This window comes from Streptomyces sp. NPDC048172 (genome assembly GCF_043202595.1).
GTDB lineage: Bacteria > Actinomycetota > Actinomycetes > Streptomycetales > Streptomycetaceae > Streptomyces.
Window position 1 is genome coordinate 142715 of record NZ_JBIDAT010000003.1, and the last position, 24151, is coordinate 166865.

Below are 24151 nucleotides of genomic sequence, written 5' to 3' on the forward strand. Positions count from 1 at the left end.
CCCCGGGACCACGAAGGAGAGGGAACGGGATGAGAGTTCGCGCGCACTGGGCGGCCGTACCCGCCGTCCTCTCCTTGGTGCTCGGCGCCTCCGTGGCGGCGGACGCCGTCCGTGCACCTGCCCAGCAGGCGAGGACGCCGGGCGCCGGGGGACCGTACGACCTGCTGATCCGGGGCGGCCACGTCATCGACCCGCGCGGCCACGTCGACGGACGCCGCGACCTCGCCGTACGCGACGGGAAGATCGCCAAGGTGGCCCGGAGCCTCGCCGGGGCCCGGGCGAAGAAGACGGTCGACGCCTCCGGCAAGTACGTCACCCCCGGCCTCATCGACCTGCACGCCCACCTCTACAACGGCCACGGCGACGCGTACGCCGACGGGGCGCTCAGCGTGCCCCCGGACGGCTTCACGTTCCGCTCCGGCGTGACGACGGCGGTGGACGCGGGCTCGCCGGGGTGGCGGAACTTCGACGCGTACAAGAAGGACGTCATCGACCGCTCCGAGACCCGTGTCCTCGCCTTCCTCAACATCGTCGGCCACGGCATGGCGGGCGGCGAGAAGGAGCAGGACCTCGGCGACATGAAGGCGGAGGAGGCGGCGCGCGTCGCCCGAGCCCACCCCGGCGTCGTCATCGGCATCAAGACGGCGCACTACGAGGGCAAGGACTGGACCCCCGTCGAGCGTTCCGTCGAGGCGGGCGAGGCGGCGGACGTCCCCGTGATGGTCGACTTCGGCGAGGACCACCCCGAGCGCCCCCTCGACCAGCTCCTCACCGAGAAGCTGCGCCCCGGCGACCTCTACACCCACGCCTACTCCGGGCTCCGCGGCGAACTCGGTGAGGACGGCAGGCTCAACCCCGGCATGCGCGAGGGGCGCGAGCGCGGCGTCCTCTTCGACGTCGGGCACGGCGGCGGCAGCTTCGACTGGGACGTCGCCGTGCCCGCCATGAAGGAGGGCTTCGAGCCCGACACGATCTCCACCGACCTGCACACCGGCAGCATGAACGCGGGCATGAAGGACATGCCCACCGTCATGTCCAAGTTCCTCACGCTCGGCATGCCGCTGAAGGAGGTCGTCGAGGCCTCCACCTGGAAGCCCGCGCAGGCCATCGGCCGGAAGGACCTGGGCCACCTCTCCGTCGGCGCCCCCGCCGACGTCGCCCTCTTCTCCCTGGAGAGGGGGAGGTTCGGCTACACCGACAGCTTCGGCGAGCGCGTGGACGGCGAGCGGAAGCTGGCCCCCGAGCTGACCGTCCGCGCGGGCGAGGTCGTGTGGGACCTCAACGGACGGGCGGCGAAGGAGTGGCGGCCTTGACGGGCCGCTCCGTGCCCAGCGGCACGACGTCCCGCATCACCACCCCGTAGATCACCGCGCCCAGCACCGACATCCCGCCCGCGACCGCGAGCGGCACCACGTACGAGCCGCCGAAGGCGTCGAGCAGGGCGCCGACGACGAGGGGGCTGATGAACCCGGCGGCGTTGGACGAGAAGCCCTGGATCCCCGCCAGCGAACCCACGTTGGCGGGGGTCGGGGCCACGTCGGCGGGGAGCGCCCAGAGGCTGGAGGCCGCGAAGCAGAGCGCGGACTGCGAGACCGCGAGCAGCGCCAGCGCCAGCCACGCGCTCTCCACGACACCGGCCAGCACGATCACCGAGGAGAGCAGCAGCCCGGAGATCAGCGGGAGTTTGCGCGCGTACGTCACGGAGTGGCCGCGGCTGATGAGCCGCGTCTGGAGCCAGCCCCCGGCCCACTGCGCGGGCATCGCCAGCAGCGCGGGCAGCATCCCGAAGAAGCCGAGCTTGAGCAGGTCGAAGCCGCGCTCGTCCACCAGGTAGGACGGGAACCAGGTGATGAAGAAGTACAGCACGAAGGAGAGGCAGAAGAAGCCCGCGACCATGCCCCACACCGTCCGGTACCGGAAGAGCTGCCGCCACGGCATCGGTTCCACGCCCGGATCCGCGCTCTGGCCGCCGCCCTCGCGGATGTACGCGCGCTCCTCGGCGGTGAGCCGGGGGTGCTCGTCGGGGTCGCGGTAGAAGCGCAGCCAGAACGCGCAGTACAGCAGCCCGACGACGCCCGCCGAGACGAACGAGCCGCGCCAGCCCAGCACCGCGATCACCGCCGCCGTGACCGGCAGCGCGAAGGCCGTGCCCGCGCGCCCGCCGCTGTCGAAGATCGAGGCGGCCATGCCCCGCTCCCGCACGGGGAACCAGCGCGCCACGATCTGCGAACTCGACGGGTACGCCGGGGACTCCACGGCCCCCAGCAGCAGCCGGATCAGCAGCAGCACCAGGAAGCCCGTCGCCGCGCCCACCAGCATCGTGGCGACCGACCAGGCCGCGACGGCGAACGCCATCATGCGGCGCGGCCCGTACCGGTCCACCAGCCACCCGGCGCCCGGCAGGAAGCCCGCGTACGTCCAGAAGAACGCGCCCAGCAGCAGCCCGGTCGCGGTCTTGGACAGGTCCAGCTCGTCGGTCATGTACGGCAGCGCCACACCCAGGTTGGCGCGGTCCATGTAGTTGATGGTGACGGCGCCGAAGGCGAGCCAGATCATCGACCATCTGACGCGTCCGGCGGGGTTGGGATGCACGGCCACAGCGGACTCCTCACCGGGAGCGGAGGGGCGGACGGCGGAGGGGCGGAGGGGTCGGGAGGGGGAGATCGCGAGCGTACGAGCGGGCCGTGCCCGGCAGGAAGCGTCCGCCGCGCATACGGCTATTCGGAAAACGGATCCGGGCTCATTCGCTTTGCGGGGCCCGTCTTGTCGCTGCTCAGCGCCTTCGGTACATCACGAGACATGCTGCGACCGGAAGTCCGACTCGAATGGTTCGTCTCGTTCCTCGGCGTCATCGACACCGGGAGCTTCAGCGCCGCCGCCGAGGCGGTCCACCGCTCCCAGCCGAGGGTGAGCATGCACGTGGCCGCGCTCGAACGCGAGGCCGGACTGCCGCTCTTCGACCGTAGCAAGCGGCCCGTGCAGGTGACCGAGGCAGGCTCGGTGCTGGCAGGGCACGCCCGCGCGATCCTGCGGCGGCTGGGCAGCGCCGAGGAGGCGATGGCCTCGCGCCGCGACTCGGCGCGCGGCGTGGTGGCGCTCGGCAGCCACCCCAGCGCGGGCGCCGCCTTCGTCCCCGGACTGCTGGGACACCTCGCGCACAGCCGCCCCGCGCTCAAGGTCGTCCTCGTCGAACGCTCCACGCTGGAGCTGGACTCGGCGCTCGCGGCGGGCGAGGTCGAGGTCTATCTCCGCCCGCTGGCGCCCCCGGCGGGGCCCTCGGTGCGCTGGCACGGGCTGTGGCGCGAGCCGCTCTCCGTCGTTCACCCGCCGGGGCACCCGCTCGACGCGCTCCCTGATCCGCTGCCGGTCGCGGCCGTCGCCGCCTACCCGCTGATCACCATCGGACGGCTCGGCTCGCCGGAGGGCGTGGGCTTCGAGGCGTACCACGCCTTTCGCGCGTACGGCTTCGAGCCCGAGGCCGTGCAGGCCACCAACCAGCCCCAGACGCTCGTCTCCCTCGTGCGCGGCGACCTCGGCGTCGGCGTGACCAACCAGCTGGCCGTCGCCACCGCCGACACCCGTGACGTACGCGTCCGCAGGCTCGACGCGCCCTGCGCCCGCGAGGTCGGCGTGCACTGGGACTCGACCAGGGCGCTGAGCCCCGCCGCGCGCACCCTGCTGCGGGAGATCCTGGCCGCGCCCGTGCCGCCGGGCACCGAACCGCTGCCCCGGGCTCGGGCCCGGACCCAGGTCACTCCACCGCAGGCGCGCTCCGTTGCTCCTCGGTCCACGGCCAGCGCGGCGCGGGCAGCCGGGCGATGACGTCCCGCACGGCCTCCACGGCGGGCGACACCGGGTCCCCGGAACGCCACCACGCCGCCACGACCCGCTCCGAGTGCGGATCGGCGATCGGAACGAGCGTGACGCCCTCGGTGTTCGCCGTGGTCATCGCGAGGCTGTTGGTGACGCCGACGCCCAGGCCGTGCCGGACCAGTGAGATCAGCGTCTGGGGCTGGTTGGTCTGCGCGGCGATCACCGGATTGAGCCCGGCGCCCGCGAAGGCGAGGTTCGTCTCGTACTGCCGCCCGTGCCCCTCGCCACTCTCGCCGATGCTGATCACCGGCAGCTTCGCCGCCTGCGCCAGCCGTACGGACGGCGCCGAGGCCAGCCGGTGGCCGGAGCGGAAGACCGCGACGAGCGGCTCGCGCCACAGCACCCGGCTGGCGACCTCGTCGGAGTTCAGCAGCGGATGCAGCGGGCGTACGGCCAGGTCGATGTCGCCCTCGACGAGATCGGCGCCCAGCGCCACGCTCGGCCCCTCGCGCAGCACGAGCCGTACGTGCGGATGCCGCTCGCGCAGCGCCCGTACGGCCAGGGGGTAGAGGTAGGAGGCGGCGCTCGGGTAGGCCCCGAGGCGGACGAGGCCGCAGACCGTGCCGCCCGCGAGGTCGGCCAGCACATTGAGGCGCCGCAGGATCTCCTCCGCGTGCGGCAGCAGCCCGCGGCCCTCGGGAGTGAGGACGGCGGGCTGCACGGAACGGTCCAGCAGCCGGGTGCCGAGCAGCCGCTCCAGCTCGGCGACATGGCTGCTCACGCGGGGCTGCGAGCGGTACAGCGCCTTGGCGGCGGCCGAGAAGCCGCCGTGGTGCGCGACCGCGACGAAGCTGGCGATCCAGTCGATGCGGTAGTGGTAGACGCTGCCGATGTCCATGCCGGGGACGTCTACCCACCGCTCGGTGCCGGTACGGCTCAGCGGATGAACTGGTCGACGTAGCCCGCGCCGAGGCCGTTGGTCGCGTAGTGCGCGCGGCACATGTCGATCTTGGTGAAGGTGTCCTCGTAGCCGGTCTGCGCGCCGTCCTCGTCCACGTACGCCATGGCGCCCGTGATGTTGAAGAACGTGATCATCTCGTCGCAGTCCTCGGGCACGGCGAGCGTGTGGATCTCGCCCGGCGGCTCGTAGACGAAGTGCCCGGCCTCCGCGACCCACTCGTGCTCGTAGTAGTGCCACCTGCCCTTGAGCACATAGCCGAAGACGACGCCGGGGTGGCGGTGGCGGGAGACGACGCCGGACGCGGTGACTTTGAGCAGATTGCACCACTGGCCCGTCACCGTGTTGAACATCAGCGGCCGGAACCATACGTCCGGGGCCTGCGGCACCCAGATGCGCTCGTCGTCCGGCAGCGCCGCGACGGCGATCTCCGGGGGGACGACGGCCGATTCGGGGATGACGGGGGCCTGCGTCGAAGTCATGAGCGTTTCCCTCTCTCGTCGGGGGGCGGGGGGGCTAAGCGGCGAGATAGCCGCCGTCCACGGGCAGCACCGCGCCCGTCACGAACCGCGCGTCGCCGCCGCACAGGAAGTCCACGGCGCCCGCCACGTCCGCGGGCTCGCCCCAGCGGCCCATCGGCGTGCGCTCGATGATCCGCCGCGCCGCTTCGCCGTCCGCGTCCTCGTGCAGCTCGCTGGTGAGCGCCGTACGGATCCAGCCCGGCGCCACCGCGTTGACCCGGATCCCCTCCGGGGCCCAGGCCACCGCGAGCGCCTTGGTGAGCTGCATGACGCCGCCCTTGCTGGCCGTGTACGCGGGCACCTTCGGGCCGCCGAAGAAGCTCAGCATCGACGCGACGTTCACCACACAGCCGCCCCCGCCCGCGTCGCGCAGCAGCGGCCGGGCGGCCGCGCACGCCCGCATCGTCCCGGTCAGATTGACCGCCACCACGCGGGCGAACACCTCGGGGTCGTGCTCCTGCCCCCGGGCGATCACCCCGGCGGCGTTCACCAGCACGTCCAGGGAGTCCAGCCCGGCGAGCAGCTCCTCCAGCTCGGTGCCGTGCGTCACATCGACCTCGACCGCGCGCACCGCCGGGGGCAGCGCCCGGGCGGCCCGCTCCGCGCCGAGCCCGGCGGCGATCACGGTGGCGCCCGTACCGGCGAAGCGCCGCGCGACGGCCGCGCCGATGCCGCTGGTCCCGCCGGTGACCAGGACCGTACGGTCCCGGTCGGCACGCTGTTTCTCGCCCACGTCTCACTCCTCCGCACGGGTCCCGGACGCGACAGGGCGATTGAACCCCCGCGAGCGCGCGGGACCGCGAGCTCATGCGGGAGGAGGATGACCCCCATTCGAAGTCGCGGGGCACGGCTTGCGCGGGTGAGGGGCGGCGTCCACCATCTGACCTGCTCATCCACTCTGTGGACGGCACACGTACCCTCGTCAGCGAGCTCCGCCGCGAGCCCACCGAAGAGAGGACGATGCCTGTGGATGTCAACGCCCGTGTCGAGGCCGTGTACGCCGAGGTTCTGCGCCGCAACCCCGGAGAGCCCGAATTCCACCAGGCTGTCCACGAAGTCCTGACCAGCCTCGCCCCCGTGCTGCGGCTGCGGCCCGAGTACGCCGAGGCCAAGCTCGTCGAGCGGCTCGTCGAGCCCGAGCGCCAGGTCATATTCCGGGTGCCCTGGACCGACGACCGGGGCGAGGTGCACGTCAACCGGGGCTTCCGCGTCGAGTTCAACAGCGCGCTGGGCCCGTACAAGGGCGGACTCCGCTTCGTGCCCGGGCTCGGACTGGGCACCGTGAAGTTCCTCGCCTTCGAGCAGATCTTCAAGAACGCCCTCACCGGGCTCGGCATCGGCGGCGGCAAGGGCGGCGCCGACTTCGACCCCAAGGGCAAGAGCGACGCCGAGGTCATGCGGTTCTGCCAGTCCTTCATGACCGAGCTGCACCGCCACCTCGGCGAGCACACCGACGTGCCCGCGGGCGACATCGGCGTCGGCACCCGCGAGATCGGCTACCTCTTCGGCCAGTACCGGCGGCTCACCAACCGCCACGAGGCGGGCGTCCTCACCGGCAAGGGCATCGGCTGGGGCGGTTCGCAGGCCCGTACCGAGGCCACCGGCTACGGCACCGTCCACTTCGTCAGCGAGATGCTCGCCACCCGCGGCCAGGATCTGGAGGGCCGCCGCGTGGTCCTCTCCGGCTCGGGCAACGTCTCGCTCTTCGCCATCGAGAAGGCCCAGGCCCTCGGCGCCCGGGTCATCGCCTGCTCCGACTCCTCCGGATACGTCGTGGACCAGGACGGCATCGACCTGGAGCTGCTGAAGGAGGTCAAGCTGGAGCGCCGCCAGCGCCTCACCGCGTACGCCGATGCCAGACCCGGCGCCGCCTTCTCCACCACCGGCTCGGTCTACGACGTGCCGTGCGAGATCGCCCTCCCGTGCGCCACCCAGAACGAGCTGGAGGAGAAGCACGCCGTCACCCTCGTCAAGAACGGCGTACGCGCCGTCGCCGAGGGCGCCAACATGCCCTGCACCCCCGACGCCGTCGCCGTCCTCCAGGACGCGGGCGTGCTCTACGGCCCCGGCAAGGCGGCCAACGCGGGCGGCGTCGCCACCTCCGCGCTGGAGATGCGGCAGAACGCCTCCCGCGAGAGCTGGACCTTCGAGGAGACCGAGACCCGCCTGGCCACGGTGATGCGCTCCATCCACACCGACTGCGTCACCGCGGCGGGCGAGTTCGGCGAGTCCGACGACTACGTGCTGGGCGCCAACGCCGCCGGGTTCTTCCGCGTCGCCGAGGCCATGCACGCGCAGGGACTCGTCTAGGCCCCTGCCGAGGGCCCGTCTAGGGCAGAATCCCGTCCGATGGACGAGATGAGCCTGAACCAGGCCGAGTTGCGCGTCTGGAACGCCTTCCGCCGCGGCGAGGTCGTCGACTTCCGCGCGGAGGGCGAGGGAGCGGACCCGGAGGCGGCGCTGCGCGGTGACCGCTGGGACGGGGAACGCACCGTACGCGCCAAGGTGTTGCGCGCCCTGCTGGTCAACGGGCCGGTGGAGGCGGGCGAGATCCCCCGTATGCGGGTCCTCGGCGCGCGGATCACCGGGACGCTGGACCTCCAGTACGGCGTCGTCGAGCACCCCGTCACCCTCAGCGGCTGCCACTTCGAGGAGACGCCGCGGCTGTACGGGGCCCAGGTGCGGCAGTTCAGCCTGAGCGAGTCCCGGCTGCCGGGGCTCACGGCCGACGGCATCCGCGTCGACGGCGTGCTCCGGCTCACCGGCTGCCACGCCGAGGGCCCCGTCACCCTCGGCGGCGCCCGCGTCGCCGGGGCCTGCTTCCTCGACGCCGCGCGCCTGGGCGCGGGGCCGACCTCGGGGATGGTGCTCGGGCTCAATCACGCGGGCATCGAGGGCGACCTGTGGGCGCCGGGGCTGGTCGCGCGCGGGCAGGTGCTGCTCGACGGCGCGCACGTCACCGGCGTCGTCAACCTGAACGACGCGCGGCTCGAAGCGCCCGGCGGCACCGCGCTCCAGGCCGAGACGCTCACCGTCGGCTCCGACCTGCACGCGATGCGGCTGCGGACGCTCGGCCGCGTCAACCTGCGCGGCGCCACCGTCCCCGGGCAGCTCAACCTCGCCCGCGCGCGGCTCCGCAACCCCGACGGGGCCGCGCTGCGCGCCAGCGGCTGCCAGGCGGGCGAGTTCTGGCTGCGCGAGGCGGCCCCGATCGAGGGCGGCGTCAATCTGCGCCGCGCCCACTTCGGCCTGCTCTTCGCGACGCCCGACGTCTGGCCCGACGAGGTCCGCGTCGACGAGCTGAGCTACACCAAGCTCAACCCGCCCCTGCCCGCGGCCCGCCGCCTGGAGCTCCTCGAACGCGACGCCGAGGGCTACATCCCCTCCGCGTACGAGCAGCTCACCGCCTCCTACCGGCGCATCGGCGACGACGTGGCCGCGCGCACCGTGCAGCTCGCCAAGCAGCGCCGCCACCGCGCCACGCTCCCGCCGCCCGCGCGCCTGTGGGGCCACCTCCAGGACGCCACCGTCGGCTACGGCTTCCGCCCGATGCGCGCCGCAGGATGGCTCGCCGGGCTCCTCCTCGTCGGCACCGTGACGTACGGGCTGCGCCCGCCGCGCCCCCTCAAGTCCGGCGAGGCGCCCGGCTTCCACGCGCTCGCCTACACCCTCGACCTGCTGCTGCCGATCATCGACCTCGGGCAGGAGAAGAGCTACACGCCGGACGGCGCGTACCAGTGGCTGTCGTACGCGCTCGTCCTCGCGGGATGGGTGCTGGCGACGACGTTCGCGGCGGGCGTCACACGGGTGCTGAGCCGCCAGTGACAGCCGGGCGCTCGCGGGTTACGCCCGCAGGGAGCGCAGCACCGCCAGGACGCGGCGGTTGTCGTCCTCGGAGGCGGGGAGCCCGAGCTTGGTGAAGATCGACGCCACGTGCTTCTCGACCGTGCCCTGCGAGACGACCAGGGCCTGCGCGATCCCCGCGTTGGAACGGCCCTCCGCCATCAGCGACAGCACCGCCCGCTCCCGCTCGGTGAGCGCGTCCAGCTCCTCCGTGCGGCGGCTCGTCCCCACGAGCTGGGTGACGACCTCGGTGTCGAGCGCGGTGCCGCCCGCGGCGACCCGGACGAGGGCCTCGGTGAACTCCGCGACGTTCGCCACCCGGTCCTTGAGCAGATAGCCGACGCCCGCCGAACCGCCCGCGAGCAGCCTGCTCGCGTACTTCGTCTCGATGTACTGCGAGAAGAGCAGCACGCCCGTGTCCGGCTGGGACGCCCTGATGTCGAGCGCGGCGCGCAGCCCCTCGTCCGTGTGCGTGGGCGGCATCCGGATGTCCACCACGGCGGCGTCGGGCCGGTGCGCGGCGACCGTCGTCCGCAGCGCGTCCGCGTCCCCCACGGCCGCGCACACCTCGTGCCCCCGCTCGGTGAGCATCTGGGCGAGCAACTCCCTGAGCACCGCGGCATCCTCCGCGATCACGACGCGCATGGCGGCATGCTCTCACGCTCTCACGCGTGGAAGGGCAGCGAGACGGTGACCACCGTCGGTCCGCCCCGGGGGCTCTCCACCCGCACCGTCCCGTCCACGGTACGGACGCGCTGCGCGAGACCCGTCAGCCCGCTCCCGCCCCCCTCCTCGGCACCCCCGCGCCCGTCGTCCGTCACCCGCATCACGAGCATGCCCCGCTCGTCGCGCACCGTGAGCGTCGCGCGGCCGGCGCCGCTGTGCTTGATGACGTTCGTCAGCAGCTCGGCGGCGCAGAAGTACGCGATGGTCTCGATCGCCTCCGTCGGGCGTTCCGGCACGTCCACCGCCAGCTCCACGGGGACGGCACTGCGCGCGGCGAGGGTGGCGAGCGCGTCGGGCAGCCCGTCGTCGAGCGCGGGCGGATGGATGCCGCGCGCCAGGTCGCGCAGCTCGGTGAGGGCCTCGGTGGCGTTGAGGTGCGCGCTGTCCAGGAGCCCGCGCAGCCGCGCCGCCTCCTCGGAGGACACCCCGACGCCGTCCCGCACCCGCTCCTTGGCCATGTCGAGCGTCATCGCCAGCGCCACCAGCCGCACCTGGGCGCCGTCGTGCAGATCGCGCTCCAGCCTGCGCAGCAGCGCGGCCGAGTCGTCCACCGCCAGCGCCCGCGTCTCCTCCAGCGCGCGCACGCGCTCCGCGAGCGCCCCGGGCCCCAGCAGCGAACGGATCAGCCAGCGGTCCACGGCGACCACGCCCCGCGTGAACCACGGCGCGATCAGTAGCGAGACCGCGCCGACGGCGACCGCCACGAACGTCCCCGCGAAGGTGGTGACATGCGGAGCCCCGCCGAACGGCAGCGGCGTGAGCACCGGCATCGACTCGCCCGGACGCACGGGATGCTGCCCGAACACGGCCCAGCGCACCGGCGCCGTGAGGTTCACCAGCGCGGTCGTCCACCAGGCGAAGGCGTACGCGCCGACGGTGGCGACCGGCAGACTCGCCGCGACGTACGCCACCGCGCGCCACCCCGTCGCGTCCCGCAGCCGCGCGTCCAGCCGCCCGAACGCGCCGCTGCCCGGCCGGAACGGCCCCGGCGCCGCGACCCGTTCGCCCAGCAGCCCGGCGGCCAGCCCTCGGCGGAGCCCCGCCAGGACGCGCGCCAGCGCGGTGCCCGCGACCAGGAGCAGCAGCCCGAGGACCGCGCCGACGAGCGTCGCGGTGAGCCCGGCCCCCAGCGCGAGCAGCACCGCCACGAGCACGAACCCGACGAGCGCGAGCGGGAACCCCACCAGGCAGTACGCGACCTCACCCCAGGCCCGACGCGCGAACGGCGCCCGCAGCACGGCCCGTACACCGTCGCCCACGGAGGGGCGGGCGGGGGAGGAGGACTCGTCGTGCATGCGGCTGTCCGTTCGGTACGAGTACGAGTGGGGTTGCGGAGGAGACCTGACGGATCGCATCATCCGCCACGAGCCGTCACGCTGGGCAGGGGCTGCCCCGCCTGTGTGTCGCAGACCGCGGGTTGTGGGTGGTTGCGCGCGCAGTTCCCCGCGCCCCTGGGACCTCAGGGGCGCGGGGAACTGCGCGACAAGCCACGACGGCGGCCGCAGCCTGCAACGCACGGTACGGGGCAGCCCCTGCCCAGCCCCGATACGAGGGGCAAGCCGCGAGGTCGTAACGGCGACCCGGCCGGCAGGCCGTCACGCGTCGCGGCGCGTCAGGAGTCTGCCGCCCACGCCCAGTGCCACCGCCGTGTACAGACACAGCATGCCGAAGCCCGCCCACGGCGGCAGCATGTCCGCCACGGGCTTGGCGACGCCGACCGAGTTGCCCGCGATCATCGTCGGGAAGAACCGCGCTACGGCCGTGCCCGTGAGGCCCGCCGTGATCAGCGGCAGCACGAACGTGATCCCGACCAGCGCCCCGAGCGCGGTCGCCGTGTGCCGCGTGATCGCGCCGAGACCCAGCCCCATCAGCCCGATCTGCGCGAGATAGGCGCCGGAGAGCACCACGGCCCGCAGCACCCCGCCGTCACCGAGTGACGGCGCGGCCACCTCGTCGGCCAGCGCCGCGCGCCCCGCGAGGAAGGTGACGAACGCGACGACCTCGCCCAGCACGAGCACCAGGCCCCCGAACACCACGGCCTTCGCGGTCAGCACCAGCCGCCGGTCGGGGATCGCGGCGAGCGTGGAGCGGATGGTTCCCGAGGAGTACTCCCCGGTCATCAGCAGCACGCCGAGCGCGCCCACGAGGAGCTGGCCGAGCGCGACCCCGGCCATCACATTGTTCGTCGGGTCGAAGGTCTCCCGGGCCGAAGGGGAGCCCGGCGGCTCGGTGTTGGCCATGGTCACCACCCCGATGGTGACCATGCCGACGACCGTGAGCAGCAGCGCCCAGCCCGTCGAGCGCAGGCTGCTCAGCTTGATCCACTCCATACGAGCCGCCTGCGCGAGGCCGTAGCGTCCCGTGGCGTGTGCTCCGCTCGTCATGACGGCCTCCTGCTCCGTACAGGGGCGGCCTCGCTCCGGTACTCCGCGCTGTCGCCGGTCAGCCGGAAGAACGCCTCCTCCAGCGTCCGCCCGTCCGCCGTCAGTTCGGCGACGGACGTGTCCGCGAGCAGCCGGCCCTGGCCGATGACGACCAGATGATCGGCCGTCAGCGCCATCTCGCTGATCAGATGGCTCGACAGCAGCACCGTCCGCCCCTCGGCCGCCAGCCCCTTCATCAGCCCCCGGATCCAGCGCACGCCCTCCGGGTCGAGCCCGTTGACCGGCTCGTCGAAGAGCAGCACCTCCGGGTCGCCCAGCAGCGCGGCGGCTATGCCGAGCCGCTGGGCCATGCCGAGCGAGAACGAACCCGCCCGCTTCCGCGCCACCTCCGCGAGCCCCACGGTCCGCAGCACCTCGTCCACCCTCGAACGGCCGATCCCGCCCGCCGCCGCCAGCGCGGCCAGATGGTGCCGGGCGCTGCGCCCCGGGTGGTACGCACGGGCCTCCAGCAGCGCCCCCACCTCGCGCAGCGGCCAGCCCAGTTCCCCGTACGCCCGGCCGCCCACGCGGACCGTTCCGGAGTCCGGCCGGTCGAGGCCCATGACCATGCGCATCGTCGTCGACTTCCCCGAGCCGTTCGGGCCGAGAAAGCCCGTGACCGCCCCCGGCCACACGTCGAAGCTCAGCTCCTCGACGGCCGTACGCTCGCCGTAGCGCTTCGTGAGACTCCGTGCCTCGATCATCGCAACTCCCGGATCCACGCCCTCGTAACCACTGCTCACGACGGTACGAACGCGGCCCTGGGCCCGGCATCGGGGATGACCTCCGACCTCGCTGGGGGATTTCCCCCAGCCGCCAGCGCGACGTCCGATTTCCGCCGGTCCACGCGCCCGCCGCCGGGCACGGTGGGGGACCTGATGGCGCCCGGCGGGCTCGGCCTCGGCCTCGGCAACAACGCGCTCATCGCGCACATGACCTCCGCCGTGCCCGCCTCCGCGCGACGTCCATTCCTCTACGTCCAGCGAAAGAGAGAGGGACCAGACGATGACCACGCCCACCCCGCGCGCCCCCGTACGGGCGGCAGCCCTCTTCGACCTCGACGGCACCCTCGTCGACACCGAGCCCCGCAGCCGTGCCGCCTGGGCCGCGCTCTTCGCCGCGCACGGCGTGCCGGTCGCCCCGCACGCGCTCGACGCCTTCGCCGGAAGACCCGGCAAGGAGGCCATCGCCGAACACCTGGCCGACTTCCCCGGGCACACGGCGGAGGAGCTCTACCAGGAGGCCAAGGGCTACTCGGGCGGCCCCGGCATGCCCGCCACCCGGCCCGTGCCCGGCGCCGTCGCGCTGCTCGTCCGGCTGCGCGAGGAGGGCGTGCCACTGGCCGTCGTCACCTCGGGAACGCGTGAGTACGCGAAGGGCGAACTGGCCGCGCTCGGCGTGCTCGACCTCCTCGACGCCCTGGTCACCGCCGACGACGTCACCCGCGGCAAGCCCGACCCCGAGGGGTACGTCCGTGCCTGCGCCCTCCTGGACGTACGGCCCGAGGACGCCGTCGTCTTCGAGGACGCCCCCGCGGGGATCGAGGCGGCACGCCGGGCCGGTGCGTTCTGCGTGGCCCTCACCGTCACCCAGCCCGCCGAGGCGCTCGCCGGAGCCGGTCTCGTCCTGCCCGACCTCACCGGGGTGACCTGGCCGCCCGTCGCTCCCCAGAGACCCTAGGGGCGCGTACCGTTGGCCAGTGGATCACGTCCGTAGGACCGTACGAGTACGACCGAGAGGCAGCGGGATGCAGACTCCTCAGACCCGTCACGAAACGGCAGGACAGACGGCGCGGCGGATCGCCGGGGCCCCCATCTCGTGGGGCGTGTGCGAGGTCCCCGGCTGGGGGTACCAGCTGCCGCCCGAGCGGGTGCTCGCGGAGATGCGCGAGGTCGGGCTCGCCGCCACCGAGTTCGGCCCCGAGGGCTTCCTGCCCGACGGCCCGGAGGAGAAGGCGGCCGTGCTGCGCCACCACGGGCTGCGCGCGGTCGGCGGCTTCACCCCGCTGCTCCTGCACGTCGCCGAGCACGACCCGCTGCCCGAGGTCGCCCACCTCCTGGAGAGCTACGCGGCGACGGGCGCCGACACGCTCGTCCTCTCCGCCGTCACCGGACAGGACGGCTACGACTCGCGGCCCGCGCTCGACGAGAGCGGCTGGAAGCGGCTGCTCTCCCACCTCGACCGGCTCGCCGCGCTCGCGGCCGACCGGGGTGTGCGCGCCGTCCTCCACCCGCACGTCGGCACGATGATCGAGAACGGGGAGGAGGTGCGGCGCGTCCTGGAGGAGTCCACGATCTCCCTCTGCCTGGACACCGGACATCTGCTGATCGGCGGGACCGACCCCGCCGAGCTGGCCCGCCAGGCGCCCGAACGGATCGCGCACACGCACATGAAGGACGTCGACGCGTCCCTCGCCGACAAGGTCCGCTCGGGGCGCGTCGCGTACACCGAGGCCGTACGCCTGGGCATGTACCGGCCCCTGGGTGCGGGCGACGTCGACGTGGCGGCCATCGTCGGCCACCTCGCCGCGCACGGGTACGACGGCTGGCACGTCCTGGAACAGGACACGATCCTCTCCGGGGAGCCGGCCGGGAAGGGGCCCGTGGACGACGTCTGGACCAGCGCGGAGCACCTGCGGTCGGTACTGAACCAGGGCTGACCGGGCCCTTTCCCGTGCGCCCTCTCCGGGGGCCGGGGATGCCCCTACCGGTGCAGTTCCCTGAGCCCCTGACGGGGCCGCTCCGGGGGTGCCCCCGGGCGTGCCTTGCGGGCTGCGGGTGCGTCGTGGCTTGTCGCGCAGTTCCCCGCGCCCCTAACGGGGCACTTCACGGCGGAGCCGCAGACCGAAGGGCCCCGTGCCTCTGGCGGGGCACTTCGCGGCGGAGCCGCTGGTGGAGGGGGCCCGCGACCCCGGCGGGGCCCGTCCGGTTCTCCCCGCTGTGCTTGGGAGGTCTGCGCCGGAGGCGGAGGGCTGGCAAGCGCAGCGCCCTTGCCGGGTGCGGGCTGCATTCCGCGTGCCCGGACGTGCAGGGGCCCCTGGTAAGGTCCCGGGTCATGAAGTGAGCTGATGTCGCATCGTTTGCGTCGCCGTCGCGCGCCGTTGAGCTCCGCTCCGGCGTGCCGCGTTCGTCTGTCACTTCTCCTGGAACGGAACACCCGTATGACCGCGACATCCTCCTTCCCCCTGTTCTCCGCCGACGACGAGGCGTTCCTCGGTCGTACCGCCGATGTGCTCGCCGCGTTGCCCACCGTCGAGGCCGTGACTCTCGGCGGGTCGCGCGCGCAGGGCACGCACGGGCCCGACAGCGACTGGGACATGGCCGTGTACTACCGGGGCGGCTTCGACCCCGGCTCGCTGCGTGCGCTCGGGTGGCCCGGCGAGGTGTCCGGGATCGGGGAGTGGGGCGGCGGGGTCTTCAACGGCGGGGCCTGGCTCACGGTCGAGGGGCGGGGCGTGGACGTCCACTACCGCGACCTGGACGTGGTGGAGCACGAGGTGGCCGAGGCGGGGGAGGGGCGGTTCCACTGGGAGCCGCTGATGTTCCACCTCGCCGGGATCCCCAGCTACCTCGTCGTCGCCGAACTCGCCGTCAACCGCGTGCTGCGCGGCGAACTCCCGCGCCCTGCCTACCCGGACGCGCTCCGCGCCGCCGCGGCCGAACACTGGCGCGGTACGGCGGCGCTGACCCTCACCTACGCCAAGGCCAACCACGCGAAGCGCGGCAGCGTCACGCTCACCGCCGGGGCGCTCGCGACGGCCGCCGCGCAGAGCGCGCACGCCGTGCTCGCCACCCGAGGCGAGTGGGTGACCAACGAGAAGACGCTCCTCCAGCGCGCCGGACTCACCGGCGTGGACGCGCTCGTCGCGGAGCTGAAGCCCGAGCCCGAGACGCTCGTACACGTCCTCGAAAAGGCGGAGGCGATCTTCGGTTCAGCGTCTTGACACGCAGGTGAGGCGGGTGGCTGGATAACGGGCAGTACGTCCGAACCGAATGATCGGTCGATTCCCCCGGGGGTCAGATTGAGTCGAGTGCCCGCCGAGCCACTGCCGGACGCCCTGCGCGACGAGGGCGAGCGGCTCGGCCGTGACGAGCTGCGGGAGCTCCAGCTGACCCGCCTGCGGGCGACGCTGCGGCACGCGTACGAGGACGTGGAGCTGTACCGGAAGAAGTTCGACGCGGCGGGCGTCCGCCCCGAGGACTGCCGCACCCTGGAGGACCTGGCCCGGTTCCCCTTCACCACCAAGGCGGACCTGCGGGACACGTATCCGTACGGGATGTTCGGCGTGCCCATGGAGAAGGTGCGGCGCATCCACGCGTCCAGCGGCTCCACGGGCCTGCCGACCGTCGTCGGGTACACGGACAGCGACCTGTCCGTGTGGGCCGACGTCGTGGCCCGCTCGATCCGCGCCGCCGGGGGTCGCCCGGGGCACAAGATCCATGTCGCCTACGGGTACGGGCTGTTCACCGGCGGTCTCGGCGCGCACTACGGCGCGGAGCGCGCGGGCTGCACCGTCATCCCCGCGTCCGGCGGCATGACCGCCCGTCAGGTCCAGCTCATCCGGGACTTCGAGCCCGAGATCATCATGATCACCCCGTCCTACATGCTCGCGCTGCTCGACGAGTTCGAGCGGCAGGGCGTCGATCCCCGTACGTGCTCGCTCAAGGCGGGCATCTTCGGCGCCGAGCCCTGGACCGAGGAGATGCGCCGCGAGATCGAGGACCGGCTCGACCTGCACGCCGTCGACATCTACGGGCTCTCCGAGGTCATGGGCCCCGGCGTCGCGCAGGAGTGCGTGGAGACCAAGGACGGGCTGCACGTGTGGGAGGACCACTTCTACCCCGAGACGGTCGACCCGCTGGGCGAGGAGACGACGGACGGCGAGGGCGAGCTGGTCCTCACCACGCTCACCAAGGAGGCCCTGCCCGTCATCCGCTACCGCACCCGGGACCTCACCCGGCTGCTCCCCGGCACGGCGCGGCCCGCGTTCCGCCGCATCCAGAAGATCACCGGCCGCAGCGACGACATGATCATCCTGCGTGGGGTCAACGTCTTCCCCAGCCAGATCGAGGAGCTCGTCCTCCGCGTGCCCGCCGTCGCCCCGCACTTCCAGCTCCACCTCACCCGCAGCGGCAGGCTCGACCGTATGACCGTCGTCGTCGAGGCCCGGGCCGACGCGCTCCCCGAGCAGCGTGCCGAGGCCGCGGGGCTCATCGCCGCCGGGGTCAAGGACGGCGTCGGCGTCTCCGTCGAGGTCCGCGTCGTCGACCCCGACACTCTTGAACGGTCTGTCGGAAAGATCCGCCGGGTCAAGGACGAACGCGGCGCCTGAGCGGCCATACTGGGTCGATGCGCATTGCGGTGATGACAGCGGGTTCGCGCGGAGACATCGCCCCCTACACCGGGCTCGCCCACGGACTGGCGGCGGCCGGGCACCAGGTCACCGTCGTCACCCACGGCTCGTTCGGCCCGCTGGTGACCGCCGCCGGGGTCGGCTTCCGGCCCATCCCCGTCGACCCGCGCGCCGAGCTGGAGTCCGCGCGTGGCCGCGCCCTGCACGACAGCGCCACGGGCCCAGGGAAGCTCGTGAAGCTCGTCCGGATGGCCAGGGCGCTCGCCGACCGTATGGTGCCCCCGCTGGTGACGGCCGCGCGCGAGAGCGACGTCCTCCTCGTCTCCAGCTCCCTCGCCCCCATCGGTCACGCCCTCGGCGAGGGACTGGCCCTGCCCAGCATGGGCCTCTACCTCCAGCCCCTCCACCCCACCGCCGAGTTCGGCCCCTGCATCGTCGGCACCCGCTCCTGGGGAGCGCTCGGGAACAGGATCGGCGGCCACCTGGTCAACGCCTCCGTGGACGCCGTCTTCGCCGGGACCCTCCGCACCACCGTCCGCGATCAGCTCGGCCTGCCCGGCGGCGCGGCCCGCCAGGCCACGCACCGGGCCCGCGAGCGCCACCGCTGGCCCGTCCACCACGGCTTCAGCGAGCACGTCGTGCCCCGCCCCGCCGACTGGCGCCCCGGACTGCACGTCTCCGGGTACTGGTGGCCGTACGACTCGCCCGGCGCCCGGCTCCCCGACCACGTACGGGAGTTCCTCGACGCCGGGCCGCCGCCCGTCTACATCGGCCTCGGCAGCGCCACCGTCCCCGACCCCGCCGGACTGAGCCGCGCCCTCGTGCGCGCCCTGCGCGCGGCCGGGCTGCGCGGCGTGATCCAGCGCGGCTGGGCCCGGCTGGAGGCCGAGGGCGACGACATGCTCACCGTCGACGAGGTGCCGCACGCGCTGCTCTTCCCCGAGACGGCCGCCGTCGTCCACCACGGCGGTGCCGGGACGACCGCCGCCGGACTCCGCGCCGGGGTGCCCTCGGTGCCCGTCCCGGTGCAGTTCGACGCCGCTTTCTGGGCCGCGCGGCTCACCGCGCTGGGTGTCGCGCCCGCCGCCGTACCGCTGCGCCGGCTCACCGCCGACCGCCTCGCCGCCGCACTCACGGCGGCCACCCGCCGCCCCGCCTACGCCCGCCGGGCGGTACGGGTCGCGGAGATGCTCCGCACGGAGGACGGCATCGGCCCGGTCCTCGCCGACGTGGAGAGGCTGGGCGCGCGGTAGGACGCCGGGCCGGAACGGTCAGCGGACGACGAGTTCGACCAGGGAGCGGTAGAACGTCAGCTTCCGGACCACGCCCATGTCGAGCCCCGCGCGGTCGGCCAGTTCGGCGAACTCGTCGCGGGTGCGCTCGTGACCCGCGAAGTACGTCAGCATCCGCAGGTCCATCCCGGTGCGCACCCGCGCGCCCTGCGGGTCGTCGCGCAGGCCCTCGATGAGCAGCACCCTGCTGCCGGGCCGCGCGGCCTCCGCGCAGCGCCGCAGGATCGCCAGCGTGTGGTGGTCGTCCCAGTCGTGGAGGACGACCGAGAGCAGATAGCCGCCCGCGCCGTGCGCCTCCTCGGGCAGCGGGTCGAGGAAGCTGGACTCGACGACGGCGCTCCGGTCGGCCAGCCCTTCGGCGGCCAGCCGTTCACGTCCCGCCGCGGCGGGCTTGGGCAGCTCCACGAGCGTGCCGCGCAGCTCCGGGTGCGCGGTGAGCAGCGCCGCGAGCAGCGTCGCGTCACCGCCGCCCACATCGACCAGGTGGCCGAGCGCTCCCCAGTCGTAGCCGTCGGCCGCGGCCTTCGTCTCGCCCGGCACGAGCAGCGAGGAGAGCAGCGTGTCGAACGACCCGGACAGCGCCGGATCCGCGTCCAGGTCCTCCCAGAACGTACGGCCGTACGCCGCCTCGTACCCCGGCTTCCCGGTGCGGACCGTCTCCAGCAGGTGGACGAGCGCGAGATCGCCGCGCCCGAACGCGCCCGAGATGTCCAGCCAGTCGCGCGGGCAGCCGGGGAAGTCGCCGCGCAGCTGCTCGCCCGTCGCGGTCAGACCGTACGCGCCGGGCTCCGGCTCCGTGAGGACGTCCGCGTTGACCAGATGGTCCAGCAGCCGCTTCAGCAGGCGCGGTTGCGTGCCGGTGCGCTCCGCGAGCAGCGGGAGGGGCGCCGCAGCCTCGCCGATGTGATCGGCGAGGTGCAGCGTGGCCGCGACGCGCACGGCCATCGGGGTGACCAGGTCGGCGGCGTCCCACACCTCACTGGTGCCACGGGGCCGTCGGGAATCCTGGGTCACCTTCGCCTCCGGTTCTGTGCGGACTTTCTCGGACTAAGGGGTGCCTCTAGTGGCAGAGGGGGCCGGACGCCGTGGTGCTGGCGATGGCGTGCTCCGGCTCCTCGATCTCCTCGATCTCGAAGACCTCGGCCTCCAGGGTGGCGAACTCGTCGGCGAGCATGTGTCCCAACTCCTCCCGTTGACGTGTCAGTTCAGGCCACTGACAGGTCCGGCCATTCTGAAGATCGCGTTCCGCAGCGTCAAGGGATCTCCAACTGTCCATCCGATCAGCTGAGACGGTCCCGGAACGCGGCGCTCAGCACATATCCCAGGTAGTCCTCGCTGCCCACCGTCACTCCCAGCCTGTTGCAGGTCATGTGCGTGAAGGTCGCGAGGAGCGCGGTGCGCGCGTCGCGCGCGGAGACGGCGCGCACGGCCGTTCCGCCCGAGCCGTCCGGCATCCGGAACCGCAACTCGCCGCGCTCCGCCGCCTCGTCGATCCGCCCCCGCAGCTCCGCCCCGTGCTCGGCCCACCGCCGTACGAACCCGGGGAGCCGCTCCGTACGGCCGCGCACCACGCCCTCGTACAGGGCCTCGACGCGCGCGCCGAGCGAGGGCGCCATCCGCCGGTAGGCCGCCTCGTACTCGGCGTGCCGGTCCCGGAACAGGTGTTCCCAGGAGGCCACCCGCCACTCCAGGAAGGCGAGCGTGCGCGGCACGTCCTCCAGCACGCCCAGCGCCAGCGCCGCCATCACCTGCCCGGTGAGGCCCAGCCGGACGCTCGTGACGCGGGTGTCGGCGGACTCCAGCAGCTCCAGCACCAGTGCGCCGGACCGGTCGGCCTGCCACTCGGCCAGCTCGACGCCCGCGGGCCCGCCGTACCGCTCCAGCTCGGGCTCGTACGCGACGTAGGCGAGCGAGTCGTTGGGGCGGCGCGGCATCCGTACGAGTTCGGGGCCGTACCGCTCCTGCCACTGCTCCTCGGAGAACTCCAGCAGGAACCGCTGCCGGTACTGCGCGTCGGACAGGTCGCTCTCGGGCGTGTAGTGGGAGGGGGTGTCGCGCAGGTAGGCGTGCACGGCGGTCTCGACCTCCTCGCGTACGCGCGGGAGCGTGTCCTCGATGTCGCTCGCGGGGCGGATCCGCAGCCGGAGGTGCGGGCCTTCCAGCCAGTGTCGGAGGAAGTAGCAGCCGTCCGCCAGACCCTCGGCGCGCAGCCGCGCGAAGAGCGGGGCGACGCACTCGACGAGCAGCGGGTCCCGGTCGCCCGCGTGGTAGACGTGCGCGGAGAGCCACTCGCCGGGGCGCAGCTCGCCGGGGTCACGGTCGTCCGCGTTGAGCGGGGTCGCGGGCTCGGCGGTCATCGCTTCGTCGTCCTTCCGTCGTTCCGCGGCAGGTCCAGGTCCAGGTTCGGGTCCATGTCCAGCTCCACGCACAGTTCGGAGACGTACGCGGATCCGCCGACGCGCAGCGGGAGTCGGCAGGTGTCGGGGAGCATCTCGGTGAACACGGCGTCGAATTCTCCGGGCGCCAGCGCGTGATCGCACAGGGCGAGTGACAGCGGGCTGTCCGCGTCGACGGGCAGCGGCTTGTCACGGGGGCCCGCGCGGACGACGGCACGCGGCGGCAGCCCGGCGCGCCGCCACCAGCGGCGGCGGTCGAGGAAGCCGCGCGCGGTGTCGGGAGCGTGTGTCGCCGGTGGCAGTTCGCCACGCCCGAAACGCCAGGAGCGGCGGGCCAGTACGAGGTTCCCGACCCGCACCCGGGGCCGGTGCCGGGGCGGTTCGGCGAGACACGCCCACACGTCGGAGAGCGGCATCGCGGCGGGCGAGAGCGCGAGCAGCGTGCGCTGCACGCGCGGCAGCGCCATGGGGATGAGCCCGCCGAGGTAGAGGGGGATCACCCGCTTCCCCAGGCGGCGGGAGCGGAGCTGGAGCACGCCGGACTCCTCGTCGTCCACGAGGAAGAGGTCCGAGAACGGGAGGGGCGCCGGGGCATGTCCGCCGTCCCCGGTGCCGTCGCTTGCGTTGAACTCGGGTTCCCCGGGGCACGTCAGCCGGTACGGGGCGAGGGCGGGGCGCAGGGAGAGGTTCGAGGTGTCGTAGCCGCCGCTGAGGTCGGCGAAGACCGCGTCCGGCGGCAGCATCCGCGCGTGCCGCCGCCGCACCGCGCCGCACAGCTCCGTCTCGGCGCCCGCTCCGAAGGAGCGCGCGAAACGGGCGAGGGGCTGGCCCATGCCGGTGTACGCCCAGTTCAGCACGGCGAGTCCGCCCTCATGGGAGGCCGGGGACGGGGCCCACTGGAGGTAGAAGCTGTGGCTGCGCGGCAGGGCGCCGGTGTCGTGGGGGAGGAGCGCGGCGACGCGGTCCAGCACGGCGTCGTCGAGGACGAGTTCGTGGCCCCGGGCGGGAAGCCCCTGCTGCCCCTGCTGCAGCGCCGTCGCGAACGCGCGGTGCGCCGCGTCCAGCGCCTCGACCTCCGGCAGGCCGTACGGGTTCGGGCGCGGCTCGTACGTCCCGTCCCGCGCCAGCCGCCCCAGTCCGCCGCCGGAGCCCGTCAGCCACTCGCCGCACGTGGTGTGCAGGTCCTGGGCGAAGCCCGCGACGTCCTCGCAGGTGCCGCCCGGCCCGTACAGCGTCCGGAACCGCCCGCGCGCCACCAGCCGGTCGGAGAGCAGCAGGTCGAAGGCGGGCAGTACGCGTGCGAACCGCCGCAGCGCGGGCAGCGGCCCCTCCTCCCACGCGGCGGTCGAGGCGGTCGCGACACGCCCGGCGGGCACCGCGTCCTCGTACACGGCCGTACGCGGCACCACCGGTTCGGCCCGCCCGAGCGCGCGCTGCGCCTCCGCGCTCTCGGCCCGCATCGCACGGACGGCGCGGGCCCGTTCCTCGCGCGGCGCGAGGGGGAAGGCGGCGGCGTGCGCGGCGAGGCGGTCGAGCGTGTCGGCGAGCGGGGAGGGGCCGGGAGCGTCGGGCGTGCCGGGCGTGCCGGATGTGTCGGGTGTGTCGGCGCGGAGGCGGGCGGCGAGGTCCGTGACGGGGTCGGCGTGATGGATGTCCAGGGCGAGGGCGGGGAACGTCAGCAGCCCCAGCTCGACCAGCCGCGCGAGGTAGGCGTCGAGCTGCTCGCGGGGCCTGTCCGCGGGGTCCACCGCGTGCAGGTGAGCGGCGAGTGCGTCGAGCGTGAGGCGGTCCTCCTTCTCCAGCAGCGCCAGCACCTCGGTCAGCACCGGACCGGCCGAGAGCTGGCAGACCGACTCCTCCAGAACGCCGGGCGCGGCGAGCGTCAGGTCGCCGGGCGGGGAGGAGCGGTAGCGGCGGCGCACGTACCGCAGGCGCCCGTCCTCGCGGCGCAGCCCGCCGACGGGCCGTACGGAGAGGGCGGAGGCGGCGGGGTTCTCGCGGGCGGCGGCGAGGAGTTCGTGCACGGCGATCAGGCTGGGCCGCGCGCGGGTGACGAGCCGGAGGCCCCCGTCGCCGGTGAGCCCGACGGGAGCCTCCGGTTCGTACGGTTCGGACGGCTCGTACGGCTCGGGCGGACCGAACCGTCCGTACGTGACGGCCGTCAGCGTGCTGAACGGGCTGGTCTTCACGGCGGCCCGCTGCACGTACGACACCAGGGCCCGTTCGGCCTTGCGCGCGCTCTTGCCGCGCGGCGGCGTGTCGCCCGTCCCGACGTACGCCGGGAGCGCCGCGTCCAGCGACGGCGAGGCGGCCTGGAGCCCGGCGCGCAGGGCGGGGTCCTCGGCGAGCGTACGGAGATGGGCGCGCGCGTCGCGGAGTTCGGCGGCGAGCGAGCTGTCGGCCTCGCTCAGCGTGTCGCCGAGACGGCGGCGTGCCCCGAGCCACGCGCGGACCGGCGCCGCGAGGGCGGGGGAGAGGGTGTCGAGGAGGGCGTCGGGGTCGGGGTCGCCGGGCGCGCGGCCGTTGTGGATGTCGCGGCGGAGCGCGAGCAGACGGCGCCGCCCGCGCGTGTCGCCCTCGCCCGTACCCGTGTCCGCCACGGCCTTCGCGAGCGCGTCGCCCGCGCCGGGGGCCAGTTCCGCGAGGCGCCGCTCCAGCTCCAGCGCCTCGTCGGCCCGTTCGGCGGCGCGCGGCGCGCGCAGCGGGGCGAGCGCGACGGCGGGGAGCCCGGCGACGCGGAGCATGAAGTGCTCGGCCAGGTAAGGGAGTTGGGCGTCGCTCGGCAAGGACCGCTCCTGCGGGTCGGGGGTGCGGGGACAGATTGTG

The 24151-nt window shown here is 73.8% G+C and carries 19 protein-coding genes and 1 pseudogene; 9 read left to right on the forward strand and 11 right to left on the reverse strand.

The window, feature by feature from the left end; all coding sequences use genetic code 11:
• Positions 1 to 29 precede the first annotated feature (29 nt).
• Positions 30 to 1313, forward strand: coding sequence for an amidohydrolase/deacetylase family metallohydrolase (locus tag ACGF3A_RS14165; protein WP_393729366.1), 1284 nt, complete (start codon positions 30 to 32; stop codon positions 1311 to 1313).
• On the opposite strand, the gene ACGF3A_RS14170 is transcribed toward ACGF3A_RS14165, so the two are convergent.
• Positions 1279 to 2598, reverse strand: coding sequence for an MFS transporter (locus ACGF3A_RS14170; RefSeq protein ID WP_393729368.1), 1320 nt, complete (start codon positions 2596 to 2598; stop codon positions 1279 to 1281). The genes ACGF3A_RS14165 and ACGF3A_RS14170 overlap by 35 nt on opposite strands.
• Positions 2599 to 2799: 201 nt before the next feature.
• Between ACGF3A_RS14170 and ACGF3A_RS14175 the strand changes: the two genes are divergently transcribed.
• On the forward strand, positions 2800 to 3822 hold the full coding sequence (locus tag ACGF3A_RS14175) for a LysR family transcriptional regulator (RefSeq protein ID WP_393729370.1): 1023 nt from the start codon (positions 2800 to 2802) through the stop codon (positions 3820 to 3822).
• On the opposite strand, the gene ACGF3A_RS14180 is transcribed toward ACGF3A_RS14175, so the two are convergent.
• From ACGF3A_RS14180 to ACGF3A_RS14190, 3 genes are read right to left on the reverse strand one after another with little or no spacing between them, the layout of a single operon-like run.
• A complete protein-coding gene (locus tag ACGF3A_RS14180) occupies positions 3752 to 4711 on the reverse strand; it encodes a LysR family transcriptional regulator (protein ID WP_393729372.1) in 960 nt (319 codons plus the stop codon). The two genes, ACGF3A_RS14175 and ACGF3A_RS14180, sit on opposite strands and share 71 nt — an antisense overlap.
• Positions 4712 to 4749: 38 nt before the next feature.
• A complete protein-coding gene (locus tag ACGF3A_RS14185) occupies positions 4750 to 5253 on the reverse strand; it encodes a 2,4'-dihydroxyacetophenone dioxygenase family protein (RefSeq protein ID WP_393729374.1) in 504 nt (167 codons plus the stop codon).
• Positions 5254 to 5287: 34 nt separating this feature from the next.
• Positions 5288 to 6025, reverse strand: a complete 738-nt coding sequence (locus tag ACGF3A_RS14190) for an SDR family NAD(P)-dependent oxidoreductase (RefSeq protein ID WP_393729376.1) — start codon at positions 6023 to 6025, stop codon at positions 5288 to 5290.
• 227 nt (positions 6026 to 6252) lie between these two features.
• On the opposite strand from ACGF3A_RS14190, the gene gdhA reads away from it, so the two are divergent.
• Both gdhA and ACGF3A_RS14200 read left to right on the forward strand, forming a co-directional pair.
• Positions 6253 to 7602, forward strand: coding sequence for an NADP-specific glutamate dehydrogenase (gene gdhA, locus ACGF3A_RS14195; RefSeq protein ID WP_393729378.1), 1350 nt, complete (start codon positions 6253 to 6255; stop codon positions 7600 to 7602).
• 39 nt (positions 7603 to 7641) lie between these two features.
• Positions 7642 to 9117: a membrane-associated oxidoreductase gene (locus tag ACGF3A_RS14200; RefSeq protein WP_393729380.1), complete on the forward strand. Its 1476-nt coding sequence runs from the start codon at positions 7642 to 7644 to the stop codon at positions 9115 to 9117.
• 18 nt (positions 9118 to 9135) lie between these two features.
• Here ACGF3A_RS14200 and ACGF3A_RS14205 read toward each other — a convergent pair whose 3' ends face one another.
• The 4 genes and pseudogenes from ACGF3A_RS14205 to ACGF3A_RS14220 form a co-directional block, all read right to left on the reverse strand.
• On the reverse strand, positions 9136 to 9780 hold the full coding sequence (locus ACGF3A_RS14205) for a LuxR C-terminal-related transcriptional regulator (protein WP_393729382.1): 645 nt from the start codon (positions 9778 to 9780) through the stop codon (positions 9136 to 9138).
• Between the two features lie 20 nt (positions 9781 to 9800).
• Positions 9801 to 11156, reverse strand: coding sequence for a sensor histidine kinase (locus ACGF3A_RS14210; protein ID WP_393729384.1), 1356 nt, complete (start codon positions 11154 to 11156; stop codon positions 9801 to 9803).
• A gap of 300 nt (positions 11157 to 11456) precedes the next feature.
• A complete protein-coding gene (locus tag ACGF3A_RS14215; protein WP_393729386.1) occupies positions 11457 to 12245 on the reverse strand; it encodes an ABC transporter permease subunit in 789 nt (262 codons plus the stop codon).
• Between the two features lie 92 nt (positions 12246 to 12337).
• Positions 12338 to 12988: pseudogene (locus ACGF3A_RS14220) on the reverse strand (ATP-binding cassette domain-containing protein); the annotation flags it as partial.
• 301 nt (positions 12989 to 13289) lie between these two features.
• On the opposite strand from ACGF3A_RS14220, the gene ACGF3A_RS14225 reads away from it, so the two are divergent.
• From ACGF3A_RS14225 to ACGF3A_RS14245, 5 genes are all read left to right on the forward strand, one after another.
• Positions 13290 to 13964: an HAD family hydrolase gene (locus ACGF3A_RS14225; protein WP_393729388.1), complete on the forward strand. Its 675-nt coding sequence runs from the start codon at positions 13290 to 13292 to the stop codon at positions 13962 to 13964.
• 67 nt (positions 13965 to 14031) lie between these two features.
• Positions 14032 to 14943, forward strand: coding sequence for a sugar phosphate isomerase/epimerase family protein (locus ACGF3A_RS14230; protein WP_393729389.1), 912 nt, complete (start codon positions 14032 to 14034; stop codon positions 14941 to 14943).
• A 501-nt stretch (positions 14944 to 15444) separates the two neighbouring features.
• Positions 15445 to 16227 (forward strand): nucleotidyltransferase domain-containing protein, encoded by a 783-nt coding sequence (locus ACGF3A_RS14235; protein WP_393729391.1) that lies wholly within the window; start codon positions 15445 to 15447, stop codon positions 16225 to 16227.
• 87 nt (positions 16228 to 16314) lie between these two features.
• A complete protein-coding gene (paaK, locus tag ACGF3A_RS14240) occupies positions 16315 to 17616 on the forward strand; it encodes a phenylacetate--CoA ligase PaaK (RefSeq protein WP_393729393.1) in 1302 nt (433 codons plus the stop codon).
• A 17-nt stretch (positions 17617 to 17633) separates the two neighbouring features.
• Complete coding sequence (locus tag ACGF3A_RS14245; protein WP_393729395.1) at positions 17634 to 18890, forward strand: glycosyltransferase; 1257 nt, start codon at positions 17634 to 17636, stop codon at positions 18888 to 18890.
• Between the two features lie 18 nt (positions 18891 to 18908).
• On the opposite strand, the gene ACGF3A_RS14250 is transcribed toward ACGF3A_RS14245, so the two are convergent.
• The 3 genes from ACGF3A_RS14250 to ACGF3A_RS14260 all read right to left on the reverse strand — a co-directional run bounded on the left by ACGF3A_RS14250 (position 18909) and on the right by ACGF3A_RS14260 (position 24111).
• Positions 18909 to 19943, reverse strand: a complete 1035-nt coding sequence (locus tag ACGF3A_RS14250) for a methyltransferase (protein ID WP_393729397.1) — start codon at positions 19941 to 19943, stop codon at positions 18909 to 18911.
• A gap of 266 nt (positions 19944 to 20209) precedes the next feature.
• Positions 20210 to 21286, reverse strand: coding sequence for a lantibiotic dehydratase C-terminal domain-containing protein (locus ACGF3A_RS14255; RefSeq protein WP_393729399.1), 1077 nt, complete (start codon positions 21284 to 21286; stop codon positions 20210 to 20212).
• Positions 21283 to 24111 carry a lantibiotic dehydratase gene (locus ACGF3A_RS14260; RefSeq protein ID WP_393729401.1) on the reverse strand — a complete coding sequence of 943 codons (2829 nt, stop codon included), beginning with the start codon at positions 24109 to 24111 and terminating at the stop codon, positions 21283 to 21285. Before ACGF3A_RS14260 ends, ACGF3A_RS14255 begins: the two co-directional genes overlap by 4 nt.
• Positions 24112 to 24151: the final 40 nt, after the last annotated feature.